The 23,941-nt window shown below is 55.9% G+C and carries 23 protein-coding genes; 10 read left to right on the top strand and 13 right to left on the bottom strand.

Annotated elements, in window-relative coordinates; translation table 11 throughout:
* Positions 1-130 precede the first annotated feature (130 nt).
* Positions 131-832: a hypothetical protein gene (locus RA27_RS11350; RefSeq protein WP_152610700.1), complete on the top strand. Its 702-nt coding sequence runs from the start codon at positions 131-133 to the stop codon at positions 830-832.
* Between the two features lie 79 nt (positions 833-911).
* On the opposite strand, the gene RA27_RS11345 is transcribed toward RA27_RS11350, so the two are convergent.
* The 4 genes from RA27_RS11345 to RA27_RS11330 all read right to left on the bottom strand — a co-directional run bounded on the left by RA27_RS11345 (position 912) and on the right by RA27_RS11330 (position 8,098).
* Positions 912-2,192, bottom strand: a complete 1,281-nt coding sequence (locus RA27_RS11345; RefSeq protein WP_039538711.1) for a serine hydrolase — start codon at positions 2,190-2,192, stop codon at positions 912-914.
* A 437-nt stretch (positions 2,193-2,629) separates the two neighbouring features.
* A complete protein-coding gene (gene fdhF / locus RA27_RS11340; protein WP_039538708.1) occupies positions 2,630-5,416 on the bottom strand; it encodes a formate dehydrogenase subunit alpha in 2,787 nt (928 codons plus the stop codon).
* 11 nt (positions 5,417-5,427) lie between these two features.
* Positions 5,428-7,131, bottom strand: a complete 1,704-nt coding sequence (locus RA27_RS11335; protein ID WP_039538705.1) for an NAD(P)H-dependent oxidoreductase subunit E — start codon at positions 7,129-7,131, stop codon at positions 5,428-5,430.
* Between the two features lie 85 nt (positions 7,132-7,216).
* On the bottom strand, positions 7,217-8,098 hold the full coding sequence (locus RA27_RS11330; protein WP_039538702.1) for a LysR family transcriptional regulator: 882 nt from the start codon (positions 8,096-8,098) through the stop codon (positions 7,217-7,219).
* A gap of 441 nt (positions 8,099-8,539) precedes the next feature.
* Between RA27_RS11330 and RA27_RS24075 the strand changes: the two genes are divergently transcribed.
* The gene (locus tag RA27_RS24075; RefSeq protein WP_152610699.1) at positions 8,540-9,202 is read left to right on the top strand and encodes a hypothetical protein; all 663 of its coding nucleotides are present in this window, start codon (positions 8,540-8,542) and stop codon (positions 9,200-9,202) included.
* Between the two features lie 391 nt (positions 9,203-9,593).
* Here RA27_RS24075 and ychF read toward each other — a convergent pair whose 3' ends face one another.
* A complete protein-coding gene (gene ychF / locus RA27_RS11325; protein WP_039538699.1) occupies positions 9,594-10,691 on the bottom strand; it encodes a redox-regulated ATPase YchF in 1,098 nt (365 codons plus the stop codon).
* A gap of 201 nt (positions 10,692-10,892) precedes the next feature.
* On the opposite strand from ychF, the gene RA27_RS11320 reads away from it, so the two are divergent.
* The 7 genes from RA27_RS11320 (at position 10,893) to RA27_RS11290 (ending at position 16,926) form a co-directional block, all read left to right on the top strand.
* Positions 10,893-11,378 (top strand): acyloxyacyl hydrolase, encoded by a 486-nt coding sequence (locus RA27_RS11320; RefSeq protein ID WP_039538697.1) that lies wholly within the window; start codon positions 10,893-10,895, stop codon positions 11,376-11,378.
* Between the two features lie 79 nt (positions 11,379-11,457).
* Entirely contained in the window at positions 11,458-12,249 is a 792-nt protein-coding gene (gene trpA, locus RA27_RS11315; RefSeq protein ID WP_039538695.1) for a tryptophan synthase subunit alpha, read from the top strand.
* A gap of 163 nt (positions 12,250-12,412) precedes the next feature.
* On the top strand, positions 12,413-13,579 hold the full coding sequence (locus tag RA27_RS11310; protein WP_039538691.1) for an alpha-hydroxy acid oxidase: 1,167 nt from the start codon (positions 12,413-12,415) through the stop codon (positions 13,577-13,579).
* Between the two features lie 251 nt (positions 13,580-13,830).
* Positions 13,831-14,484 (top strand): 50S ribosomal protein L25/general stress protein Ctc, encoded by a 654-nt coding sequence (locus RA27_RS11305; protein ID WP_039538688.1) that lies wholly within the window; start codon positions 13,831-13,833, stop codon positions 14,482-14,484.
* 131 nt (positions 14,485-14,615) lie between these two features.
* On the top strand, positions 14,616-15,299 hold the full coding sequence (gene pth / locus RA27_RS11300; protein ID WP_039538685.1) for an aminoacyl-tRNA hydrolase: 684 nt from the start codon (positions 14,616-14,618) through the stop codon (positions 15,297-15,299).
* A gap of 73 nt (positions 15,300-15,372) precedes the next feature.
* Positions 15,373-16,536, top strand: coding sequence for a serine hydrolase (locus tag RA27_RS11295; protein ID WP_039538682.1), 1,164 nt, complete (start codon positions 15,373-15,375; stop codon positions 16,534-16,536).
* Between the two features lie 9 nt (positions 16,537-16,545).
* Positions 16,546-16,926, top strand: a complete 381-nt coding sequence (locus RA27_RS11290) for a DUF2237 domain-containing protein (protein WP_039538679.1) — start codon at positions 16,546-16,548, stop codon at positions 16,924-16,926.
* Positions 16,927-17,080: 154 nt separating this feature from the next.
* Here RA27_RS11290 and trpB read toward each other — a convergent pair whose 3' ends face one another.
* The 8 genes from trpB to RA27_RS11250 all read right to left on the bottom strand — a co-directional run bounded on the left by trpB (position 17,081) and on the right by RA27_RS11250 (position 23,231).
* Positions 17,081-18,328, bottom strand: coding sequence for a tryptophan synthase subunit beta (gene trpB, locus RA27_RS11285; protein WP_039538677.1), 1,248 nt, complete (start codon positions 18,326-18,328; stop codon positions 17,081-17,083).
* A 67-nt stretch (positions 18,329-18,395) separates the two neighbouring features.
* A complete protein-coding gene (locus RA27_RS11280; RefSeq protein ID WP_039538674.1) occupies positions 18,396-18,731 on the bottom strand; it encodes a hypothetical protein in 336 nt (111 codons plus the stop codon).
* Between the two features lie 44 nt (positions 18,732-18,775).
* Positions 18,776-19,420, bottom strand: a complete 645-nt coding sequence (locus RA27_RS11275) for a phosphoribosylanthranilate isomerase (protein WP_039538671.1) — start codon at positions 19,418-19,420, stop codon at positions 18,776-18,778.
* Positions 19,421-19,429: 9 nt separating this feature from the next.
* Positions 19,430-19,780 carry a LapA family protein gene (locus RA27_RS11270; protein WP_039539054.1) on the bottom strand — a complete coding sequence of 117 codons (351 nt, stop codon included), beginning with the start codon at positions 19,778-19,780 and terminating at the stop codon, positions 19,430-19,432.
* Between the two features lie 7 nt (positions 19,781-19,787).
* Complete coding sequence (ihfB, locus tag RA27_RS11265; RefSeq protein WP_008758048.1) at positions 19,788-20,072, bottom strand: integration host factor subunit beta; 285 nt, start codon at positions 20,070-20,072, stop codon at positions 19,788-19,790.
* A 269-nt stretch (positions 20,073-20,341) separates the two neighbouring features.
* The gene (rpsA, locus tag RA27_RS11260) at positions 20,342-22,018 is read right to left on the bottom strand and encodes a 30S ribosomal protein S1 (RefSeq protein WP_039538668.1); all 1,677 of its coding nucleotides are present in this window, start codon (positions 22,016-22,018) and stop codon (positions 20,342-20,344) included.
* A 236-nt stretch (positions 22,019-22,254) separates the two neighbouring features.
* A complete protein-coding gene (locus RA27_RS24705; RefSeq protein ID WP_241484057.1) occupies positions 22,255-22,605 on the bottom strand; it encodes a DUF6525 family protein in 351 nt (116 codons plus the stop codon).
* Between the two features lie 89 nt (positions 22,606-22,694).
* Entirely contained in the window at positions 22,695-23,231 is a 537-nt protein-coding gene (locus tag RA27_RS11250) for a hypothetical protein (RefSeq protein ID WP_039538662.1), read from the bottom strand.
* A 215-nt stretch (positions 23,232-23,446) separates the two neighbouring features.
* Between RA27_RS11250 and RA27_RS11245 the strand changes: the two genes are divergently transcribed.
* Positions 23,447-23,923, top strand: a complete 477-nt coding sequence (locus RA27_RS11245) for a YHS domain-containing (seleno)protein (RefSeq protein ID WP_039538659.1) — start codon at positions 23,447-23,449, stop codon at positions 23,921-23,923.
* Positions 23,924-23,941: the final 18 nt, after the last annotated feature.

Below are 23,941 nucleotides of genomic sequence, written 5' to 3'. Positions count from 1 at the left end.
TGCCGGAAGTGCAGAAGAAAGCTGTCGTTGAGTGTTCTATTCAAACCGCACCTTCTTCACTTTTTGGGTTGTGCTTTTGCTCTCAAGGGATGTCTCATGCAAATTGCAATGTGATCATTGGAGCTTAGCCGTGTTCGACGCGTCGACATACCTCGCGATAACTTCGATTGCAGTCATCGGCACTGTTCACGTCTTCTGCGTGTCCTTTTACCGGAGATTCCCCACCCTAGCAGGCTGGCTTTCTGATTTTTCATCAGGGATCGGACTTGGCTATGCTTTTCTTTTCTTATTGCCAAAAATCGGTGAATTGTCGGCCGATTTGGCTGCAAATGGGAAATGGGAAAACTCGCTGTTCGGTTATTCGCTCCTAGGATTTCTCATTTACTACTTGCTGGAAGCCAGTCGCGACACGGGGACCGATAACAGGTTGTCGCTCGGCTTGGACACGGTGGCGCTTGGAACCTATAACTGCTTGCTTGCCATTACCGTCATGCAAACGACGGGAACATCACCTGAGCTGTACGCTGTTGGGACGTTGGCCTATTCATTGCATTTGTTTGGGGTGAATATCTTTCTTTATAAGACCCACCCCGGGCACATGTCTGGATGGCTACGCGCATACTTTGTCGCGTCGCTTGCAGTCGGCATATTGATCGGTCTCAACGCAGACAAAAGTAGCATGATCTATTCAATTGCAACTGGGCTAACAGGGGGCGTGATAATAGCTCTGTCTCTTCGGGTTAAACTCCCCAGCTTTTCGGCGGTGAATACAAAAGCACTTTTGATTGGTGTGGTGTTTGCTGCGGTCGCAGTCGAGGTCACCCGGTACTAATCCGACGACACTGTTAAGTCATTCTATAGTATAAGCCGAGCCATTTGGCTCAGCTTACTAGATTAAGATAATCTGAAATTCACTTGCTCAAAGTCTCTGCAATTCCTTTCATCGCAACCATAGAGTCCAGGTACATAGCTGTGTTCTGAACTTCTGGTTGGCTTGATAGCTTCACCATAACCACATTGGCTTTCTGGTTCACATACAATAGCTGCCCATAGACACCAATGCCGTAGAAAGCACCATTCTCTCTATCTTTGACCCAGACTTGGTTACGGTAGTGGAATCCTTCAAACACCTCTGCATATGCGCTTTTCTCATAAGCTGCGATAACGTCATCATTTGCTTGAATCGTGTCAGCTATCCAATTTGGAGGAATAACTTGAGTGTCGTTAACCTTTCCGTTGTCCAGCATCATTATGCCAAATCGCAATAGGTCACGAGAGCTGGTAAACAACCCACCACTCGTTTGCACAATCCTTTTGGGCCCTAGTTCGCTATATGCAGGGTCCTGAGCACCGATGTCCTGCCACAACTCGGCCAGTACATCCAGATAGCTTTCTCCAGTTGCCGACTCGATAACCATACCCAGCAGCGCAGATAGCACTGAACGGTAACTATAAACTTCACCGTCTTCTACCAAGGTCTCGCGATCACTAAGAGAGATCATGTACTCTTTAACACCAGACTCAGTATCACAAATTTCAACCTTTTCAGAGAGGTCCTGACCAAAGGCACAGAACAGATCACCGGCATCGTCTAAGTAGCCGCTAGAGGCATCTTTCCAATCAACAGCAGCGGTCATATCAAGTAGGTGTCTAACTGTTGTATTTTTGAATGCTGGGCCTTCCAACTCTGGCAGGTATTCGGTGATCAGCTTTTTAGTATCTAATTCTCCCGCCTCAACCGCCAGCCCCGCTGCCATACCCAACACTGTCTTGGTGATCGAGTGAATGCGGTGAGGCGTATCAGCTCTCATGCCATTGAAATACTTTTCAGCGACCAATTTGCCATCGTGATAAATCAAAAAGCTATCGGTATGCGTTTGATGCAACCAGTCGTTGATGTTCTGTTCTTCATTATTGCTAGCTGTGAAAACAAAAGTCTCAAGCTCAGTTGGGTATGCCGCTTTTTCCAAAGTACGCACCCAATCTGACGGTGGAACTCGTGCTAATTCGCCAAAAACACTTGTGCCTTCAAATATCCAAGGGCTTCTATCTACAGACTCAACGGTTTCATCCCAGAAATAACCAGCCTCTGCGCTTGCTGGTTTTGCAGAAGCAGTAAATACCGCACCGGACCCCAAAAGAGCGATAGCAATAGCGGAAATCACTAACAGCTTGTTTGCATTTCTTTTCATTTTGGGGATCTCCGTCCGACTAGACAATCTCTAAGCAATCCAGCCACGCTTCAGCTCTGGTGTCTAGCCCCCTATGTTTGGGCCAGAGACTGTCAGACGACTGCGAATTATTCTCTGGTAGGACAGTTTAGTAGTCGCAAGCGACGGACGGCAGATACTGTGCGTTAGTCGCCTTGAGCAATGCCCGCTTCGTACGCATCTCGGAGGATGTAAAGCTCGTAATGAAGGTCCGCTTCGGTGTGAGATCAGTCATCAGAAAGCGATGAGCATAAGGCGGCTTTGTCCGCTCAGCCGACACTCTCCAAGCTAAAAAACCCTCGCAGCGCTCTGCGAGGATGTTTTTCTTGTAAGAGCCGTTGCACCTTGCGTTTTTTGACTATGCAACACTTCCGATAACAGACGTGCCTAAACGCCGCCCTTTCCCGGATGCATAAAGTCTATTCCGCAGCGATGGCCTCTTCGATCTTTTCGACACGAATAGCCGAGAACTTGAACTCGGGGATCTTGCCATATGGGTCGATGGCCGAATTGGTCAGGATATTCGCCGCCGCTTCAACATAGGCGAACGGGATGAATACCATATCTTCGGCGATCGCCCGGTCAGCACGTGCCATGATCTCGATCGATCCGCGACGGGTGGTCAGACGGATCATCTCACCCGGCTCGATCCCCATCAGTTTCAGCGTGCGGGGGTTCAGCGAACAGTTCGCCTCGGGCTCGACCGTGTCCAGGACATTCGACCGACGGGTCATCGAACCCGTATGCCAATGCTCCAGTTGACGGCCTGTGGTGGCGATCATGGGGTATTCGTCATCCGGCGCCTCATCCGGCGGAATGACGCTGGCTGGCGTGAACCGGGCCCGACCATCGGCGCGCGGGAAGCCGTCGCCGAACACAATCGCCTGCCCGGGGTCCGTCTCGGACAGAGACGGATAGGTGATCGTCTCGGTCTCAAGCCGTTCCCAAGTGATATTGTCGAGCGAGTTCATCGTCAGCTTCATCTCGGCGAAAACCTGAGACACATCCATGTAATCCCAATTCAGACCGATCCGCTGCGCAAGCTCAACGGTGATCTTCCAATCCTCGCGCGCTTCACCCGGAGGCGTCACAGCCGGACGTACACGCTGCACCTGACGGTTGGTGTTCGACACGGTTCCGTTCTTCTCATACAGCGCCGAAGCAGGCAGGATGATGTCGGCATAGTTCGCCGTTTCGGTCAGGAAGATGTCCTGCACGATCATCAGCTCAAGCTTGGCTAGAGCGTCGCGCGCGTGGCCAACATCCGGGTCGGACATCGCCGGGTTTTCACCCTGAATGTACATCCCTTTGATGTTGCCCGCATAGGCTTGGTCGATGATCTCGGTAACGGTCAGGCCCTTCTCGTTCGAGAAGTCGCGCTCATCATTCCATACATTGTTGAACTTGGCCCGAATGCCGTCATCGGTGACCGACTGGTAATCCGGCAAGAACATCGGGATCAGACCCGCATCCGAGGCGCCCTGAACGTTGTTCTGACCCCGCAGCGGGTGAAGACCCGCGCCCGGCTTGCCAACGTTACCAGTCATCAAGGCCAGCGAGATCAGGCAGCGCGAATTATCGGTTCCGTGGATGTGCTGGCTGACGCCCATACCCCAGAAGATCAGACCGGCCTTGGCTTGTGCAAAGGTACGCGCGACGCGGCGCAGCTGATCCGGTTCAATACCGCAGATCGGTGCCATTGCCTCAGGCGTGAAGGCGCGCAGATGCTCTTTCTCGGCCTCCCAGTTTTCAGTCCAGCGGTGGATGTATTGGCTGTCATAGAGCTCCTCTTCGACGATCACGTTCATGATCGCGTTGAGCATCGAGACATCCGCACCGGGGCGGAATTGCAGCATCTCATCCGCGAACTTGCGCATCCCAACGCCGCGCGGGTCCATCACGATCAGCTTGCCACCGCGCTTGGTGAACTGCTTGAAGTAGGTCGCCGCGACAGGGTGGTTTTCGATCGGGTTGGCCCCGATAATGATCGCCACATCCGCGTTTTCGATCTCGTTGAAGGTAGCAGTAACAGCACCGGAGCCGACATTTTCGATCAGAGCCGCAACCGACGACGCGTGGCACAGACGGGTGCAGTGGTCAACGTTGTTGTGGCGGAAGCCCTGACGGATGAACTTCTGGAACAGATAGGCTTCTTCGTTGGTGCATTTGGCCGAGCCAAAGCCTGCGACACTGCGCGGATCTTCCTCGCGCAAGGCTTTCAGCTTGGTGGCGGCCAGATCCATCGCCTCTTCCCAGGTCGCTTCGCGGAAGTGAGTCGACAGATCGCTGGGATCAACATTCAGGCCCTTGGCCGGTGCATCGTCGCGCCGGATCAGCGGCTTGGTCAGGCGATGGGGGTGGTGGATATAGTCGAAACCAAAGCGGCCTTTGACGCACAGGCGGCCTTCGTTGGCGGGGCCGTTGATACCCTCGACATATTTAACCTTGCCGTCTTTGACCTTCAGCGAGACTTTGCAGCCAACGCCGCAGAACGGGCAGACGCTTTCGGTTTCGCTGTCGTAATCCTTGCTGTCACCCCTCTGCTGGTCATCCAGCACAGTTGCAGGCATTAGGGCGCCTGTCGGGCAGGCCTGAACGCATTCACCGCAGGCCACACAGGTTGAATCACCCATCGGGTCGTTCTGGTCAAACACCACCTGCGCGGTATGACCACGACCGGCCATGCCGATCACGTCATTGACTTGCACGTCACGGCAGGCCCGAACGCAGAGGTTGCAGTTGATGCAGGCGTCCAAATTGACGCGCATCGCAACGTGGCTGTCATCCAACAGCGGGATTTTCTCAGCCTCTTTCGCCGGGAAACGGCTGTCGCTGACATCGTTCAGTTTCGCCATATCCCAGAAATGGCTGGACGTGTCGTGGGCTTCCTCGGGCTGGTCGGCAACCAACAGTTCCATGACCATGGCACGCGATTTCTCGGCCCGGTCACTGTCGGTTTTCACCACCATACCGTCCGCCGCCGGGCGGATGCACGAGGCAACCAGTGTGCGCTCACCTTCCACCTCAACCATACAGGCGCGGCAATTGCCGTCGGGTCTGTAACCGGGTTGCGGCTTGTGACACAGGTGCGGGATTGTGAACCCTTGCCCCTTGGCGGCTTCCCAGATGGTCCAGCCTTCGGGCACGGTGACGTCTTCGCCGTTCAGGTTGAAGGTGACGGTCTTGTTTGGGCTTGCATCAAGCATGGCTGTCTCCCTCAGATTTCGTTAGCGAAATGTTTCATGACAAGGCGGATCGGGTTCGGGGCCGCCTGCCCCAGACCACAGATCGAGGCATCGCCCATGACCTGACACAGGTCTTCCAGTAGGTCCTGATCCCACTTGTCAGCTTGCATCAGCTTCACCGCCTTTTCACAGCCTGCACGGCAGGGCGTGCACTGGCCGCAGCTTTCATCCTCGAAGAAGCGCAGCATGTTCAGCGCCGCATCGCGCGCGGTGTCCTGATCGGACAGAACCACAACCGCAGCGGACCCGATAAAGGTTCCATGCGGTTGCAGCGTGTCGAAATCCAACGGGATATCATCCATCGACGCCGGCAACAGACCCGAGGACGGACCGCCCGGCTGGTACGCCTTGAATGTCTGCCCTTCGGCCATACCTCCGGCCGCCTCAATCACGTCCAAAATGGTCGAACCCGCCGGCAGCAGGTAAACCCCCGGCTTCGCCACCCGGCCCGAGACCGAATAGCTACGCAGTCCCTTACGACCATTCTTTTCGGTGCTGTTAAGACATTCCGGCCCCTCGCGGCACACTTTGGTCACCCAATAGAGCGTCTCGACATTGTGCACCAAGGTCGGGCGGTTGAAGATACCCACCTGCGCCACAAACGGAGGACGGTGACGCGGCAGGCCCTTTTTGCCCTCAATCGACTCGATCATCGCGGATTCTTCACCGCAGATGTATGCTCCGGCACCACGGCGCAGGTCGATGTAACCCTGTTCAACAATCCCGGCCTGTTCCAGAGCGGCAATCTCGCGGGTCAGGATTTCAATAACCGCCGGATATTCGTCGCGCATATAGATAAAGCAGGTCTCAGCCTCAACCGCCCAAGCCGCGATCAACATGCCTTCGAGGAAGATATGCGGCGTACGCTCCAGATAGTAGCGGTCCTTGAATGTACCGGGTTCGCCCTCGTCGCCATTCACGGCCAAATAACGCGGGCCTTCGTTCATACGAACAAAACCCCATTTCTTGCCCGACGGGAAGCCAGCGCCACCAAGACCGCGCAGGCCCGAGGACAGGACGTCTTCCTGCACCTTTTCCCAATCACCACCGTCGCGCAGCTCTTTCAGCTTGGCGTAGCCTCCATTTGCCGCATATGCGGCAAATGCTTCGTAGTCGGGGATGTGCGCGTGGGTGTCATCCGCGGCAATCGCGGCCTGCACCTTTTCCGGCGTCGCGTGGTCGATATGATTGTGACCGATTTCAAGCACCGGGGCAGTATCGCACCGGCCCATGCAAGGCGCACGGAGGACACGCACCCGTGACGGGTCAAGCCCGTCTTCCAGCGCCTTCTGCAACTGCTGGGCACCTGCCATTTCGCAAGACAGTGAATCACAGACCCGAATGGTCAACGCCGGAGGGGGCGTTTCATCTTCCTTCACCACATCGAAGTGGGCATAGAAGGTGGCGGTCTCGTAGATCTCGGCCTGCCCTATCCGCAATTCGACAGCCAGCGCCGCGATGTGATCCGCACTGATATGGCCGTGCTCGTCCTGAATCAGATGAAGAAACTCGATCAACAGATCGCGGCGGCGCGGGCGGTCGCCCAGAAGGCGCGCGATCTCAGCCTGCGCCTCATCCGTGAACTGACGGCCTTTAGGCGTGTGCCGACCTTTGCCTTTACCTGACTTCCAGACGCCCTTGGGTGCGCCTGATGGCTTGGTATCTAATGGTGCCATGATGCCCTCCGATTGAGGCCCCGTGTCTCATCAGATTATCATATCGTCAAATAGCAAATTCATATCGCACGATAACGACAGTTTATCATCGTAAAGACGCCACAACGTCTCGCAGCGCCTCGACTGTGGGCAATTCAGGATCACGCGACAACGTCGCAAGGCAGATCGGTTTGCTGACAACCGGATCGACCAAGGGCAGAACACGGGTCCCTTTCAAATCACCCAATGCACTAATCAGAACACGCGGCACCACTGTCGCCGCCAACCCTTCCCTTGCCATCACCATTGATGCGGTAAATCCACTGGTCTCGGCAACGATGTCGGGATGCAGACCCTGTTCAGCAAAGATGCGATCCAGAATGCGCCTGTTCTGCATTTGCGGCTCCAACAGGCTGAGCGGGAATTCCGCCACCCGCGCCCAGGGCATCGGACCCGTTTCAGCCGTCATGTGTGATGGCACGAGCAGAACATAGGATTCATCATAAAGCGGTTGAACCTGCCGCAAATCTGTTCCGATACTGTCGCCATAGGTGACTCCGGCATCGACACTCCCTTCGTCCAGCCGGTGCTGAATGGCTGTGGCCGACATGGTCTCAATCCGCGTCACAATCCGTGGATGAGCCTGACGCAGGCGCTTGGTCAATCTGCCTGTGAAAGCAATTGCCGTTGGTATGACGCCAAGAATCAGAGTTCCCGTGATCTCGCCTTTGGCCGCCAGCACCTGCTGTTCAAGCGCCTTTGTATCATCGAGTATGCGCCGCGCGCGCTGGACAATCATCTCGCCTTCTTCGGTCAGGCCCTGAAACCGATTGGCACGACGAACGATGGAGACACCCAGCCTGTCCTCAAGATTGCGGATGCGCATCGAGAACGCTGGCTGCGATATCCCGCATTCTTCCGCCGCCTTGGCAAAATGACGATGCCGCGCCAGTGCACTGAGGAGTTGGAGGTCGCGGATTTCGATCATTTTGGGGTGTCTCGGATGGCGGACTAAAAAACTATTCTAGCGAGGTTTTCAGTGCTTAGGAACGCGTGATCTGGTAAGCATTTTCCGATTAGCGCGAACATTCAAGGCAATGTGCCAGCAAGCAGGTTTACTAAGGAGTTAGCTGAATGTCACAGAAGCGGACAAAACTGACTTTCGCTGTTGCGGCGCCAATGGCTGCTCTTAGTCAGAGCCCGTCAAATACGGTGGTTTTCGCCGGTACCAGAACCGGTTAAGTTATTGGCACACTCCGGGCTGTGAAGAAGGTCTATGCAGCATCCGGTAACGAGGACTCACTCCACCGCACAAACGTCCAACCTTCCGCGCTTCGAAGCTGTTAAGCCATCCTAAAAAGATTGACTCAAACTTAATGTCCTGTGTACGATCATAAGCGTTGTTATGTTAAAGGTAGGTCGGTATATCATGAAAATTCTGGCTGGTGCAATCTGTGCTGCATTACTAGGGTTCGGCGCAAATGCTGCGACAATAAATTTTTCTGCGTCCGGAACTTTAAGCGGTGGTCCACTCGTGCAGGTACCAGCCGTTGGTTTACCTGCAGACTGGTCTCTTTCGTTTTCAATCGATGATAGCGCCGTCCCGATATCTGACGATGGCACTTTCGCTACTTACGAAGTCACGCCAAGTAGCAACCCGAACATCAACTTTTCATTGAATGGAAGTTCTGTTTCTCTTAACGAAACACCAAACTTGGACAGTCGCATGGTGTTGAGCGCTAACACTATATCCTTTATAGCGCGGTTCGATCCCACCGACCCTTTGTTTTCTGGTAGTGTTGCGACATCAGGTTTACTTTCAGTGACTTTCGATGGAGCAAACTTTATTTCTGACCGGGCAGACCTAAGCACTCTTAATCTGCCTCTAGCTTTGAGCGCGATAAACCAAGGATTTAGTAGCGGCTTGGTTTTTCGAGATGGTAATGAATTTCTTACTACATCTGCTATTTCTTCTGGGAACTTATCAGTAACAACTGTGGCACCCGTCCCCCTTCCGGCTGGTGGACTGCTCCTCTTGTCTGGTCTAGTGGGGGTTTTGGGAGTAAATCGTTGGAAAAAGCGAACGGCATAGTCGCGCACTACCCTAGCGCAGAGTGCTTCAGCTTGTGGACTCGCTAGAAAAGGGTTCTTTCCGCATCCTCATGATTTTCTGCTTGAGAACTCGTCTCAACATCGACATTGGTGTTGAGCACACCCATGGCAGAATTGCTTGCGCAGCAGACAACAATCGCTTACCAGAAATTCAAGTCAAAACGGCCCTTTTAGCCGTGCAAGGCCACTCAGCCAATATCCTTGAAGTTTCTTATGCAACATACCCTTGGCAAAACTTGGTTTGATTTTGACATGTTTTTGGCAATGTTTTGGGAAAGCAGACATTGGTATTGTTCGCAGCATTTGTCGAAATGGGCTCAAAGCAGTCATTGCCTCCGGCCCGCGAAGAACCATGCCGCAGGCGTCAATGGCTAGGTATTAAACAAAAAGTGCATCACGTCGCCGTCCTTGACGATGTAGCCTTTTCCTTCGGCTCGCATTTTGCCTGCCTCTTTCGCCCCCTGCTCACCGTTTGCAGCGATGTAGTCGTCATAAGCGATGGTCTCGGCGCGGATGAAGCCTTTCTCGAAGTCCCCATGGATCACACCAGCAGCTTGAGGTGCGGCGGTTCCGGTGCGAATGGTCCAGGCGCGGGCCTCTTTCGGGCCGACGGTGAAATAGGTTTCCAGTTTCAGCAGGTCGTAACCGGCGCGGATCAGACGGTCGAGACCGGGTTCTTCCAAGCCCATTTCCTCAAGGAACATCTGTGCCTCATCGTCTTCTAGCAGGCTGATCTCTTCCTCGATCTTCGCGCTGATGATGACATGGGCATTGCCTTGGGCCGCAGCCATCTCGGCCACGCGGGCCGAGTATTCATTCCCCTCGGCGGCCTCTTCCTCGGACACGTTACAGACATAGAGCACCGGTTTAGTCGTCAGCAGCTGCAGCATTTTCCATGCCTTCGCATCTTCATCCGAGACCTCGACCAGACGCGCGGGCTTGCCGCTCTCTAGCATTTCCTGTGCGACAGACAGCAATCGATCCTGCTGCTGTGCCTCTTTATCGTTGCCTTTGAGCTTGCGCACCAGATTTGCACGGCGCTTCTCGATGCTTTCCAGATCGGCCAGCATCAACTCGGTCTCGATGGTCTCTGCGTCAGCCACCGGATCAACGCGGCCATCCACGTGGGTCACATCGCCATCTTCGAAACAGCGCAGGACATGGGCGATCGCGTCGGTTTCCCGGATATTTGCCAGAAACTGGTTTCCAAGCCCCTCACCTTTCGAGGCGCCTTTGACCAGCCCGGCGATGTCCACGAAGGTCATCCGCGTTGGAATAATCTGTTTCGAGCTCGCAATCGCCGCCAGTTTGTCCAGACGATCATCCGGTACCGCAACATCGCCCACATTGGGTTCGATGGTGCAAAACGGGAAATTCGCCGCCTGAGCTGCCGCGGTTTTGGTCAGCGCATTGAAGAGGGTCGACTTGCCGACGTTCGGCAGACCCACGATTCCCATTTTAAAGCCCATGACGGCCTCCTGATACCATTCGAGCGCCGCTTCTAGGCAGGTCCGGCGCAATGCGCAAGGCGTAGCGCATGAACACATGCGCGAGTCCATTCTGCCACATCACGAAAATGGCATCACATTGTGTTCTTGCGCCCATTGAAAACTTGCATCTACATTCTGCAATAAAACCGACACCAAAGAACGACGGACAAAGTAGGTACGATGAAATCCCTTGTTTTTCTGGCCTTCGCATTGATGGCCGCGACAACTGCACAGGCCCAATCCCTTGTTTTCGGCGCGGGTTATGCAGATTATTCCAATAGTGAAGCTGAAGATCAGGCGATTGTTTCGCTCGAGTATCAGCATCGCTCGTTTTACGAAGCCACCCGATTTAGCGCCACATGGGGCGCGGCCTTGTCCGTTGACACAGACGGCGACACGCATATCGGCGCGGGTCTGATCGGGCTTTATACGTTTGCCGACCGCTGGTTCGTCGAAGGCAGCGTCATGCCGGGTTACTATCACGAAGCCAACGAGCGGAATGATCTGGGTGGCAGTTTTCAGATTCGCAGCCTGCTGGGGCTGGGATATACGCTGGAAAGCGGAAACAAGCTGTCCATTGCGGTCACACACAAGTCCAACGCCAGCACGCAGGAAGATAACCCCGGGGTGAATGCGCTCCTCCTACGGTATCACTACGCGTTCTGAGCGCGCGCCGACCAAGCGGGATTGATTTTCAGCGAAAGTTTCTGCACATCAGGTCCAAACCCGAGTGCAAGGATTTCCGATGACCCGTATCGACGCCAAATTCGCCGCCCTGAAGGAACAGGGCAAAAAGGCATTTGTAGCTTATGTCATGGCCGGAGACCCCGACTATGACACCTCGCTCGAGGTCGTAAAGGGTTTGCCCGGCGCAGGCGTTGACGTGATCGAACTGGGCTTGCCCTTTACCGACCCGATGGCGGATGGCCCCACGATCCAGGCCGCCGGTCAAAGGGCGTTGGATGGCGGTATGACGTTGCAGCGCACACTGGATCTGGCACGCGCTTTCCGCGAAACGGATGACACCACACCAATTGTGCTCATGGGATACTACAATCCCATCTATAGCCGGGGCGTCGAGAACTTTCTGACCGACGCCAAAGCCGCCGGAATAGACGGGCTGATCGTCGTTGACCTGCCGCCGGAAGAGGACGAAGAGCTCTGCCTTCCTGCGCAAGCCGCCGGATTGAACTTCATCCGGCTGGCCACTCCGACCACCGATGACAACCGCCTGCCCCGCGTCCTGCAAAATACATCGGGCTTTGTCTACTATGTGTCGATTACAGGCATCACCGGCGTCGCCGAAGCGCAGGCAACCGATGTCGGCCCCGAGGTCGCGCGGATCAAGGCCGCAACAGACCTGCCCGTGATTGTCGGGTTCGGGATCAATACGCCCGAAAAGTCACGCAATATCGCCAGCGTTTCAGACGGCGCCGTCGTCGGCTCCGCGATTGTGAGCCAGATCGGCGCAGGAAAACCGGTGCCCGAGGTGCTCGACTTTGTAAAGTCTCTGGCGGACGGCGCACACTCCGCCTGACGGTTTCTACATTTTTCAGATGCAAACACACCGCAGCAAGCGTCCCTTTTGCTGCGGTTTTTTTTGATCATGGCGACGCGGCAACCCACCGCAGCACGCAGGCGTTGCGCAGCGTTGAGAAAATTGGTAAAGAAACTTAACCAATCCTTCGAAAGCCTGATCTATGCCAGTCATTACCAACATCGAAGACCTCAAACGGATCTATGAACGCCGCGTTCCCCGCATGTTTTTCGACTATGCGGAAAGCGGCAGTTGGACGGAACAAACGTTCCGCGAGAACACGTCAGATTTCGAAGACATCCGCCTGCGCCAGCGGGTTGCCGTAGATATGACCGGGCGCTCGACTGCGTCGCAGATGATCGGGCAGAATGTGTCAATGCCTGTCGCGTTGGCGCCGGTTGGCCTCACCGGCATGCAGCACGCAGATGGTGAGATGAAAGCCGCAAAAGCTGCAGAAGAATTCGGAGTGCCGTTCACCTTGTCGACCATGTCGATCAATTCGATCGAAGATGTCGCCGAATACACCGACGCACCGTTCTGGTTTCAGCTTTATACCATGAAGGACGAGGACTACATCCGACGTCTGATCCAGCGCGCCAAGGACGCGAAGTGCTCGGCCCTGGTGATTACGCTCGACCTGCAGATTCTCGGACAGCGACACAAGGATCTGAAAAACGGGTTGTCGGCTCCGCCCAAGCTCACCGCCAAAACCGTCGCAAACCTGATGACGAAATGGGCGTGGGGCATCGAAATGCTTGGCGCCAAAAGGCGCGAGTTTGGCAACATCGTCGGCCATGTCGATACCATCACCGACACTTCCTCGCTCGGAACATGGACTGCTGAACAGTTCGACCCCAGCCTTGACTGGAAGAAAGTCGAAAAGCTGATGGAACAATGGGGCGGCAAAGTGATCCTGAAAGGGATTCTCGACGCCGAAGACGCCAAAATGGCCGCCAAACTGGGTGCAGACGCGATCGTTGTTTCAAACCACGGTGGCCGACAACTGGATGGCGCGCTCAGTTCAATCCGCGTACTACCCGAGATCATGGATGCAGTTGGTAGCGATGTCGAGGTGCATCTGGACAGCGGTATCCGCTCCGGTCAGGATGTTCTGAAAGCTCTGGCGCTTGGCGCCAAGGGAACTTACATTGGCCGCGCCTTTGTCTACGGCCTGGGTGCCATGGGTCAGAAGGGTGTGACCGCAGCGCTGGAGGTAATCCAGAAGGAACTCGACACAACCATGGCGTTGTGTGGAGAGCAAAATGTAAACAACCTTGGTCGCCATAATCTACTGATCCCTGAAGACTTCGGTGGCCGCTGGCAGGAATGATAAGGCACCACCCGATTGGGGGCTCTGCCCCCGCCGCCCGTTGGGCGCCTCCCCCGGGATATTTGGGGCCAGATGAAGCAGGAGACCCATTCTTCATCTGGCCCCAAATATCCCGGAGCGCGAGGCAGAGCCTCGCAAAAAACTCTGAACCGCAAAAAGCCCTTTCCAAACCGGGTGAATCGAGCTAAGGACGCGGCTTCACGCGGGCATACAGCCTTGGAGGATGCCCGCCCTAACATTGGAGAATTATCATGGCTGGAGAGATTCCTGATCTCGTAGCTCTGGAACGGACGGGGACAGGCAAGGGCGCCGCTCGTCAAGCACGCCGCGATGGCATGGTTCCGGGGATCGTATTTGGTGGCGACAAAGATCCGCTGCCGATCCAGATTCCGTTCAACGAACTGTTCAAGCGCCTGAAAGCGGGCCGGTTCAAGTCGACCCTGTGGAATCTTAAGGTTGAAGGCCAGGAAGACGTTCGCGTCATCTGTCGCGACGTTCAGCGTGACGTCGTCAAAGACCTGCCGACCCACCTGGACCTGATGCGCCTGCGTCGGACCACAAAGATCGCGCTGTTCATCCCCGTTGAGTTCGTCAACGAAGAAGCAGCCCCCGGCATCAAAAAAGGCGGCGTTCTGACGGTTGTTCGCCCCGAAGTCGAGCTGATGTGCACCGCCGGCGATATTCCCGAGAAGATCACTGTTGATCTGACCGGTCTGGAAATCAACGACGTTGTCACCATCTCGGCGGTTGACCTGCCTGCCGGCACCAAGCCGACCATCGACCGTGATTTCGTGATCGCCAACGTCTCGGCACCCACCGGTCTGTCGTCCAGCGACGATGAAGAGGGTGAAGAGGACGAAGTGGCCGCAGATGAAGTTGAAGTCATCGGCCAGGAAGAAGAATAAGTCTGGATCATCTCCGGATTTGAAGCGGGGTTCCTTCTTGGGGCCCCGTTTTCTTTTGGCCGCACGGGGCTGGAAATCAATCGGCAAACCATGCAATTAGATAACGACGCGAGACTGCAGGGGACAAAGCGATGAAACTGTTTGTCGGTTTGGGGAATCCAGGATCAAAATACGCTCGCAACCGGCACAATATCGGCTTTATGGCGCTAGAGCGGGTTGCCGAGGATCACGGATTTGGCCCATGGAAGTCTAAGTTTCAGGCCGAAATTTCCGAGGGTCGTCTGGGTGGTCAAAAGGTGCTTCTGCTGAAACCCCAGACCTTCATGAATCGGTCGGGTCAATCGGTGGGAGAGGCGATGCGGTTCTACAAGCTCGACTCAACCGACGTGACCGTATTCCACGACGAACTGGACCTGGCCCCCGGAAAAGTGCGCGTGAAGGCGGGCGGTGGCCACGCGGGCCACAACGGGTTGCGGTCGATCCACGAGCATATAAGCCCGGCCTATGATCGCGTTCGGCTGGGTATCGGGCATCCTGGCCGGAAAGAGATGGTCTCGCCCTATGTTCTGAGTGATTTCGCAAAGGCGGATGCCGACTGGTTGGACAACGTCCTGCGTGGAATTTCGGACGGCGCGCATCATCTTGCTGACGGCGAGAGCGGGAAGTTCATGAATGCCGTTGCGTTGCACACCGCTCCGCCCCGGTCATCTAAAGAACCGGCCAAAACTGACACGCATCCTAAAACCACCGTCGAAGCCGTACCTGAACCGGACGAACGCTCGACGATGCAGAAGCTGCTGGACAAATTCAAGTAAGCATTCCGCAACGTAGTGGTTGCGCAATGCGTTGGGCCGAAGTCCAATATCAGGGGTAAAAGGGAGGTGTCGCATGAGAACCGTGCTCAAATGGTTGCTGCGCATTGTACTGGCTCTGGCGCTGGCAGCGGTGGTTGTCGGCATTTGGAAACGCGAGGAAATTCAGCGTCTGATGGCGGTGAACTCGTTGTTTTCCGAAGAGAAAATCGTGCACAACTTTTCGCATATGGACGAAGCGTTTCTGACGGTCAATCTGCCGCGTGGCAACGGCCGGACATGGGAACTGCCCTATGGACGCGGATTCGATCTGCCCGAAGGATTGGACCAGTGGATCGATGAACGCGCGGTAACCTCATTGTTGGTGATGCAAGACGGAGAGATTCGGTTCGAGGAATACTATCTGGGCACCACATCCGATGACCGGCGGATTTCGTGGTCCGTCGCAAAAAGTTATTTATCCGCGCTGTTCGGCATTTTGCTGAATGAGGGTGCGATTGGATCGCTGGATGACCCGGTTGTGCGATACGCGCCTGAACTGACCGGCAGCGCCTACGAAACCGCAACGATACGCAATGTGCTGAACATGGCCAGTGGCGTGACGTTTGACGAGGATTATCTGGATTACAACTCTGATATCAACAGAATGGGCCGTGTCGTGGCGTTGGGGGGTGAACTGGATGACTTCGCGGCCTCGTTGCAGGACAGCTTCACGGAACCCGGCGAAACATGGCAATATGTGTCGATCGACACGCACGTCATCGGAATGGTTATCCGGGGCGCAACAGGGCGCAGCGTTGCCGATCTGCTGACCGAAAAGGTAATCCAACCGTTGGGGCTGGAGCGGGATGGATACTATATCACCGACGGCGCGGGCGTGGCTTTTGTGCTGGGTGGACTCAACTTCACGACGCGGGACTTCGCGCGGTTCGGGCAAATGATCCTGCAGAACGGCACGCGCGATGGGCAACAGATCGTGCCCGCCGATTGGATCAGCGCATCGACCTGGCCCAGCGCGCCGACCGAACCGGGCAAGGTTGGCTATGGGTATCAATGGTGGATTCCGGTTGGTGCGCACGAAGGCGAGTTCATGGCACGAGGCGTCTACGGCCAGTATATTTATTTCGACCAGCCGCGCGGTGTTCTGCTTGTTACCACAGGCGCCGACCGGAAATTCCGCGATCCCGGTGTCAGCGCGCAAAATGTAGAAATGTTCCGCAAGATCGCGCAAAGCCTGTAAGATATTGTCATGCAAAAGCAAGACAGCATCAATGTATTGGGGGGCGTACTCGCACCTTGCTCACGCGACCCGCTGACCGGGTTCTTCAGAGACGGGGCATGTAATACATGCCCCGAAGACCAGGGCAGTCATACAGTCTGCGCCGTGATGACGGCTGAGTTTCTGGCATATTCAAAATATGTCGGCAATGACCTCAGCACCGCCCGTCCCGAATTCGACTTCCCGGGTCTCAAGCCCGGGGACAGCTGGTGCTTATGTGCATCACGCTTTCTGCAGGCTTACGACGAGGGCTGTGCGCCCCTGGTTCACCTTGAAGCCACGCACCAGAGGGCACTGGACATTATCCCTCTGCACATTCTGAGGGCCCAACGCGCCGAAGACCGAAGCTAGATCGCAAGGACCCGATATCCTCCGGGTGTATGCGCGAGGAATAGCCGGTCGAAAAGCCATGTTCCGCGCGCAGTTCTCATCCCGGGCCCGCCAATTGCAGCCTGCGGTGCAAACTGGCGCGGTTCCTCAACGGCGCCAGGCGCGTTTGGCATGATCAGTCGGCTGCTCGACCTTCGGTATCAGACATATCGAAGTTCAGATACCGCGCGACAGTCTGAACGTCCTTGTCTCCGCGTCCACACATATTCATGCAGATCAGATGATCCCCGGGAAGATCGGGCGCAATCTTCATCACGTGCGCCAGCGCGTGACAGGGCTCCAGCGCGGGGATGATGCCTTCGGTGGCGCAGCACAACTGGAACGCTTCCAACGCTTCTTTGTCGGTGATCGAGACATAGTTGGCGCGGCCGATATCATTCAGCCAGGAATGTTCGGGGCCGATACCCGGATAGTCCAGACCGGCCGAAATCGAATAACCTTCCAGAATTTGCCCGTCGTCATCCTGCAGCAGATAGGTCCGGTTACCATGCAGCACGCCCGGGCGACCACCGGTCAGAGAGGCACAGTGCTCCATCTTCTCATTCACGCCCTTACCGCCAGCCTCAACGCCGATGATATTGACGTCTTTATCGTCGAGGAAAGGATAGAACAGACCCATCGCATTCGACCCACCGCCAATGGCAGCGATAATGGTATCGGGCAAGCGGCCCTCGGCCTTCATCATCTGCTCTTTGGCTTCTTTGCCGATGATCGACTGAAAATCGCGGACCATGGCCGGATAGGGATGCGGGCCAGCCACCGTGCCGATACAGTAGAACGTGTCGCGCACATTGGTCACCCAGTCGCGCAGCGCATCGTTCATCGCATCTTTCAATGTGCCGCGTCCCGAAGTCACGGGGATCACTTCAGCCCCCAGCAGACGCATCCGGAACACGTTCGGGGCCTGGCGCTGCACGTCATGCGCGCCCATGTAGACGATACATTTCAGGCCGAACTTGGCGCAGACGGTGGCGGTGGCCACGCCGTGCTGCCCTGCCCCGGTCTCGGCGATGATCCGGGTCTTGCCCATGCGACGCGCCAGAATGATCTGGCCCAGCACGTTGTTGATCTTGTGCGCGCCGGTATGGTTCAACTCATCCCGCTTGAGATAGATTTTTGCACCACCCAGATGTTCGGTCAGCCGCTCAGCGAAATACAGAGGCGAGGGGCGGCCCACGTAGTTGGCCCACAGATCGTCCATCTCGGCCCAGAAGGTCGGATCATCCTTGGCCTTGTTGTATTCCTCTTCCAGAGACAGAATCAGCGGCATCAGCGTCTCGCTGACGAACCGTCCGCCGAAGATGCCGAAACGGCCCTGCTCATCCGGGCCGGACATGAAGGAATTGAATAGATCGTTGGCCATGGGTGTCTCCCTCGTCGTACCGCTTGTTCATAGGAGGTAGCGACAGGATTTGCCATCGCAAAACGTATCATTCCCTTTCCCGAACGCGCTGCGCCCAGACCCTCAAAGCCTGATCCCGGCTGGGTACGGCAATGCAGGGAAAATGGTGAAATTCATTGACCTCGGCCAGCCTCGAGGCCGCATCCGCAACCCGGCGATGCGGGCCGGAATGGGCAAAGGTCAGCATCGCCTCAACGTCTTGCCAAACACTGAGCGAAAAATAGAGACCCCGATGCGGAAAAACATCCGCCAACATACACAACGGATCGCCACGCGCCTGCAGCAATGCCTGACGCGCGTGCCAGAAGAGTTCCGGCCCGTAGTACCATCGTTTCAATGAAACTCCGCCAATCGCCGCCAACATTGCTGCACCCCCTACCGGAGATACGTGGCCGACACGTGTTCAGATCACCGGGTCGCGTCAATAAAGGCCCGGATCAACGCCTCATCCTTGACCCCCGGTGCACTTTCAACACCTGAGGCCACGTCCACTTGCCGCGCCCCGGTCGTGCGGATCGCCTCCGCAACATTCTCCGGATTCAGACCACCAGCCAGCATCCACGGCTTGCGCCAGTATTTACGTCCGGCCAGCAACCGCCAGTCGAACACCAGCCCATTGCCGCCAGGAAGGGTCGCATTTTTGGGCGGCTTGGCATCAATCAATATCTGATCTGCGATATCGCTGTAGAGGTCGATGGCCGCCAGATCCTCGGCATCGGCTACGCCGACAACCTTGATCACCGGCAATCCATACCGCGCCTTGATTTCCGACACGCGTTCGACACTTTCGCTACCGTGCAGCTGCAGCATGTCAAAAGGCGCTGTTTCGGTGATTTTATCCAGCACATCATCGGACGCATTCACGACCAATGCCACCTTCGCCACCCCTACAGGGACCGATCGCGTCAACATTGACGCTTGTTCCGGGGAAACATAACGCGGCGACTTGGCAAAAAAATTGAAGCCAAGATAGCGGGCCCCTGCTTCTGCCGCTGCGCGCACATGATCAGGGGCGGTCAGGCCGCAGATTTTTACACTGATTTCTCCGGGCATGGATCGGCCTCAGCTTGCCTCATCCAGCAGCGCAAGAACGTCGTCTTGCCCTTCGTTCTGCTTTTTCTTGAGCCTCTTGACTTCGCGCTCAAGCTTGCGCACCTCGCCCTGCTTTACGGTCGCGTCCCGGCGATGCTTGTGCTCGCGCAGCCACTCCCACAGGAAACCGATAATCAGTCCGGCAACCACGCCACCGAGCACCACCAGAAACAAAGGTAGCGATGCGGAAAAATTGAAGCCCAGTAACTCTGCCAGAGCATCCGGCATGAGTTTCAGTTCAACCATCTGACGATTGGCCAGCGAGACCGAGACCAATATGATCCCCAGGGCAGCGAGAAAGGCATAACGAATGTAGCGCATCATGAGGCTAGGCTTTACCGTTCAAACGATCCCTTAGCAACTTGCCGGTCTTGAAAAACGGTACACATTTTTCCTCGACCTGCACGGTTTCCCCGGTGCGTGGGTTCCGCCCGACACGCGCATCGCGTTTCTTGACTGAGAACGCACCGAAGCCGCGCAACTCAACACGGTCGCCCCGCGACATGGCATCGGTCACTTCCTCGAAGACAGTATTTACGATCCGTTCAACGTCGCGCTGATAAAGATGCGGGTTCTCGTCGGCGATTTTTTGAATCAGTTCTGAACGGATCATGCGCAATACCCTCCCAGGCGGCCGGTGTGTCTGGTCTACTGTTTTGACAGTATAGGAAAAAACCCGGAACGGGGGAACGCATACTCTGCACGGTTTGGCTTTATTTTGCCACATTCTGACGCGAATTTTAGCGCACAACCCTGTTTTCCACACCTATTGAGCGAACAAGACCGGGAATAACCCGGATAATTGGAACATATTGATTCGCAACAAAAACGGCCCCGCGCACATGCGCGGGGCCGAAAATCTTTTCAGACTGTAGCCTGAGATCAGTCGCCGGATTTCAGCGCTGCGCCCAGGATATCGCCCAGCGATGCGCCCGAGTCGGAAGAACCGTACTGTTCCACAGCTTCTTTCTCTTCGGCGATTTCGCGTGCCTTGATCGACAGACCCAGACGGCGGGTCTTGCTGTCCACGTTAGTGACGCGAACGTCGACCTTGTCGCCGACCGAGAAACGCTCGGGGCGCTGCTCAGCACGGTCACGGCTCAGGTCCGAACGACGGATGAACGACTTCATGCCTTCGTACTCGACCTCGATGCCGCCATCTTCGATTGCGGTCACTTCGACGGTCACGATCGAGCCACGCTTCACGCCGCCCACGGCTTCGGCAAACTTGTCACCGCCCAGGGCTTTGATCGACAGCGAGATACGCTCTTTCTCAACGTCAACTTCCGAGACAACGGCCGAAACCATGTCGCCTTTGCGGTAGTTCTGGATCGCATCCTCGCCACGCTCGTCCCAGCTGAGGTCGCTGAGGTGGACCATGCCGTCGATGTCGCCTTCGAGGCCAATGAACAGACCGAATTCGGTGATGTTCTTGACTTCGCCTTCGACCTCGGTGCCCTCGGGGTGTGTTTCTGCAAACACTTCCCATGGGTTGCGCTGAGTCTGCTTCAGGCCCAGAGATACGCGACGCTTGGCGCCGTCGATTTCCAGAACCATGACGTCGACTTCCTGGCTGGTCGATACGATCTTGCCGGGGTGGACGTTTTTCTTGGTCCAGGACATCTCGGACACGTGCACCAGACCTTCGACACCGGCTTCCAGCTCGACGAACGCACCGTAGTCGGTGATGTTGGTGACGCGACCCTGATGGACAGAGCCCAGCGGGTACTTCGCAGCAACCAGATCCCACGGATCTTCCTGCAGCTGCTTCATGCCCAGGCTGATGCGGTGGGTCTCTTTGTTGATCTTGATGACCTGAACCTTGATGGTTTCGCCGATCGTCAGGATCTCGGACGGGTGGTTCACACGACGCCATGCCATGTCGGTGACGTGCAGCAGGCCGTCAACGCCGCCCAGGTCAACAAATGCACCGTATTCGGTGATGTTCTTGACAACACCTTCGACGGTCTGACCTTCGGACAGGTTGCCGATAACTTCGGCACGCTGTTCGGCACGCGATTCTTCCAGGATTGCGCGGCGCGAAACAACGATGTTGCCACGGCGGCGGTCCATTTTCAGAATCTGGAACGGCTGCTTCAGACCCATCAGCGGGCCAGCGTCGCGCACAGGGCGGACGTCAACCTGCGAGCCGGGCAGGAACGCAACTGCGCCACCCAGATCGACGGTGAAGCCACCTTTGACGCGGCCAAAGATTGCACCTTCGACGCGCTGGTCGTCGGCATATGCTTTTTCCAGACGGTCCCATGCCTCTTCACGGCGGGCCATCTCGCGCGAGATGACAGCTTCGCCACGGGCGTTTTCTGCGGCGCGCAGGTATACTTCGACCTCGTCGCCTACAGCGATTTCAGGGGCTTCGCCGGGGCTTGCGAATTCTTTCAGATCAACGCGGCCTTCCATTTTGTAGCCAACGTCGATGATGGCCTGGCCGGCTTCGATCGCCAGTACCTTGCCTTTGACAACAGAACCCTCTTCGGGTGTGTCCATTTCGAAGCTTTCGTTCAGGAGGGCTTCGAATTCCTCCATGGATGTATTAGCCATGTGGCGTCGTTTTCCTTTACATACGTTTTTGCTGGCCGAGCGGTTGTCTCCGCCGGTCTTGTTTCATGGTGTCATCGGGCGTGATCCGGAACGCGCCTGAGCAAACAAACACAAAGGGCCGAGGTGACCCGGCCCTGCTCAGATACGTCATCCGGACGTTGACCGCCCTTGTTCAGACAGCGCGCGTATATGCGGATTTCAAAGCTCGTGCAAGGGCAAAGCCCATAAATACTGGCTTATGCGACAGGATCAGCGCCTGATTGCTTACCCGGTGCCGCCCAGATCACCGCATCCTGCCGCAACATCGAACGCTCGACCGCCTCAAGTCGAAGGATAGCCGCCGCGGGATTTGCCGCCCCCCCCGCCTGGTCCCAGATTTTAAGCGCCGAGGCCGGGCTCCACGGCAAACAGGCCGAGGCCAGCCAGTGCCTGAGGCCTTGCGGCAGCGCATCATACGCCTGCATTGGTGAGCCGCGCCGCTTACGACGTTTGAGGTTGGTCCGCAGGTTCCTACCTGTAGCACCTTTGCCCGGTTTGCCTTCTGCGGCAGGGACAGCGCCTCGTTTCACATCACAACGTGCAGACACATAAGAGCTCCATCTCTTCAGCGTTCGTTACGATATCATATAACATTTACTGGATGGCAAGATGTTCGTTGGTCAGGAGCGCGGAAAAATCAGATTTCTTCGCCTTTCTTCAATAGCTCTTCAACTAACTGCTGCTGCAGATCACCACTGTCGCCGCCGCCAAACTGCGCCCCTCCGCTGGAATAGAGTGTGCCATAGGTTCTCGCGATATTAACGGTTTGCGCCAGCCCCGAGATCAACTGATCCCTTTCCAGCGGTGAAAGCGGATGAAGGAATGCCGCCCATAGCGTACCATTTGCAATCGCATATCGCGCATCCAGAGCACTGTCGAAATTGGCCTGCATCATCCGCCGCAGATCGTCCTGAGTAAGATCAGCCGCGCTGCGGATCGGCACCATGACCCGCATCCGATCCGCATTGGTATCCGTCACAACAAATACGCGCCTATCCGAGATTGTCAGTTCGAAACCATGTCCATGCGGTTGCGCCTCGGGATCAAGCGCAAACAGGATTTTACCCAGACGTTCATAGGTCATCGAGGGCTCAGCATCCGGAGATTGAGATTCGGCGTCCTGAGCGGCAAGGCTGCCAGCCGCAAAAATCAGAAACAAAGCCAGTCGGATCATGGGGCCACTCCTGCAGATACACTCGAACCTTAAGGGACCCCGCACTGGCTGACCAAACAAAGCTATGTGAACACTATTCGCAGTTCATACGCCATCCCGAACGATCTGCAATGTTTTACGAATTATCGGGAATTACACGTCCGCACAGCCTTTCCTAACTTCATCCTACCGGTCGGCAATCACACCGGCCCGCACCAGATGGAAAGGAAAAACAAATGAAGTCCCTTACGCTCACCGCCCTTACAATAACCATGGCCCTGTCTGCTCCGGCATTTGCGGCCGATGAGATCAATGTCTCCAAAGGTATCTCGGCCGCAGGCGCACCGCTGGCGGTACATGGCGTGGATCTTGTGGAATTGGTTACCAGTGGAAACCCCGTTGAAGGCTTCGCCAATCACTCAGCCACGTTTGATGGCGCGTCCTATTACTTCACCAGCGCCGAAAACCTTGAGGCGTTCGAGGCCAATCCGGCGGCTTATCTGCCTCAGCACGGCGGCTATTGCTCGTTCGGTGTTTCGGTTGGCAAGAAGTTCGACGGTGACCCGGATCAATACCTTTTAGCTGACGGTAAGCTGTATCTGTTCCTGAACGCCACAACACGTGGTGAGTTTCTGAAAGATGTCACCGGTACAGCGGAAACAGCAGACGATCAGTGGGCCAATATCAAAAGCATCGCAGTCGGCGATCTGTAAGCACGTGGTCTGCTCGCG

It is taken from the genome of Ruegeria sp. ANG-R (genome assembly GCF_000813985.1).
GTDB lineage: Bacteria > Pseudomonadota > Alphaproteobacteria > Rhodobacterales > Rhodobacteraceae > Ruegeria.
Note: the sequence above shows the minus strand (reverse complement) of the source record. Positions and strands in the feature narration are given on the sequence as shown.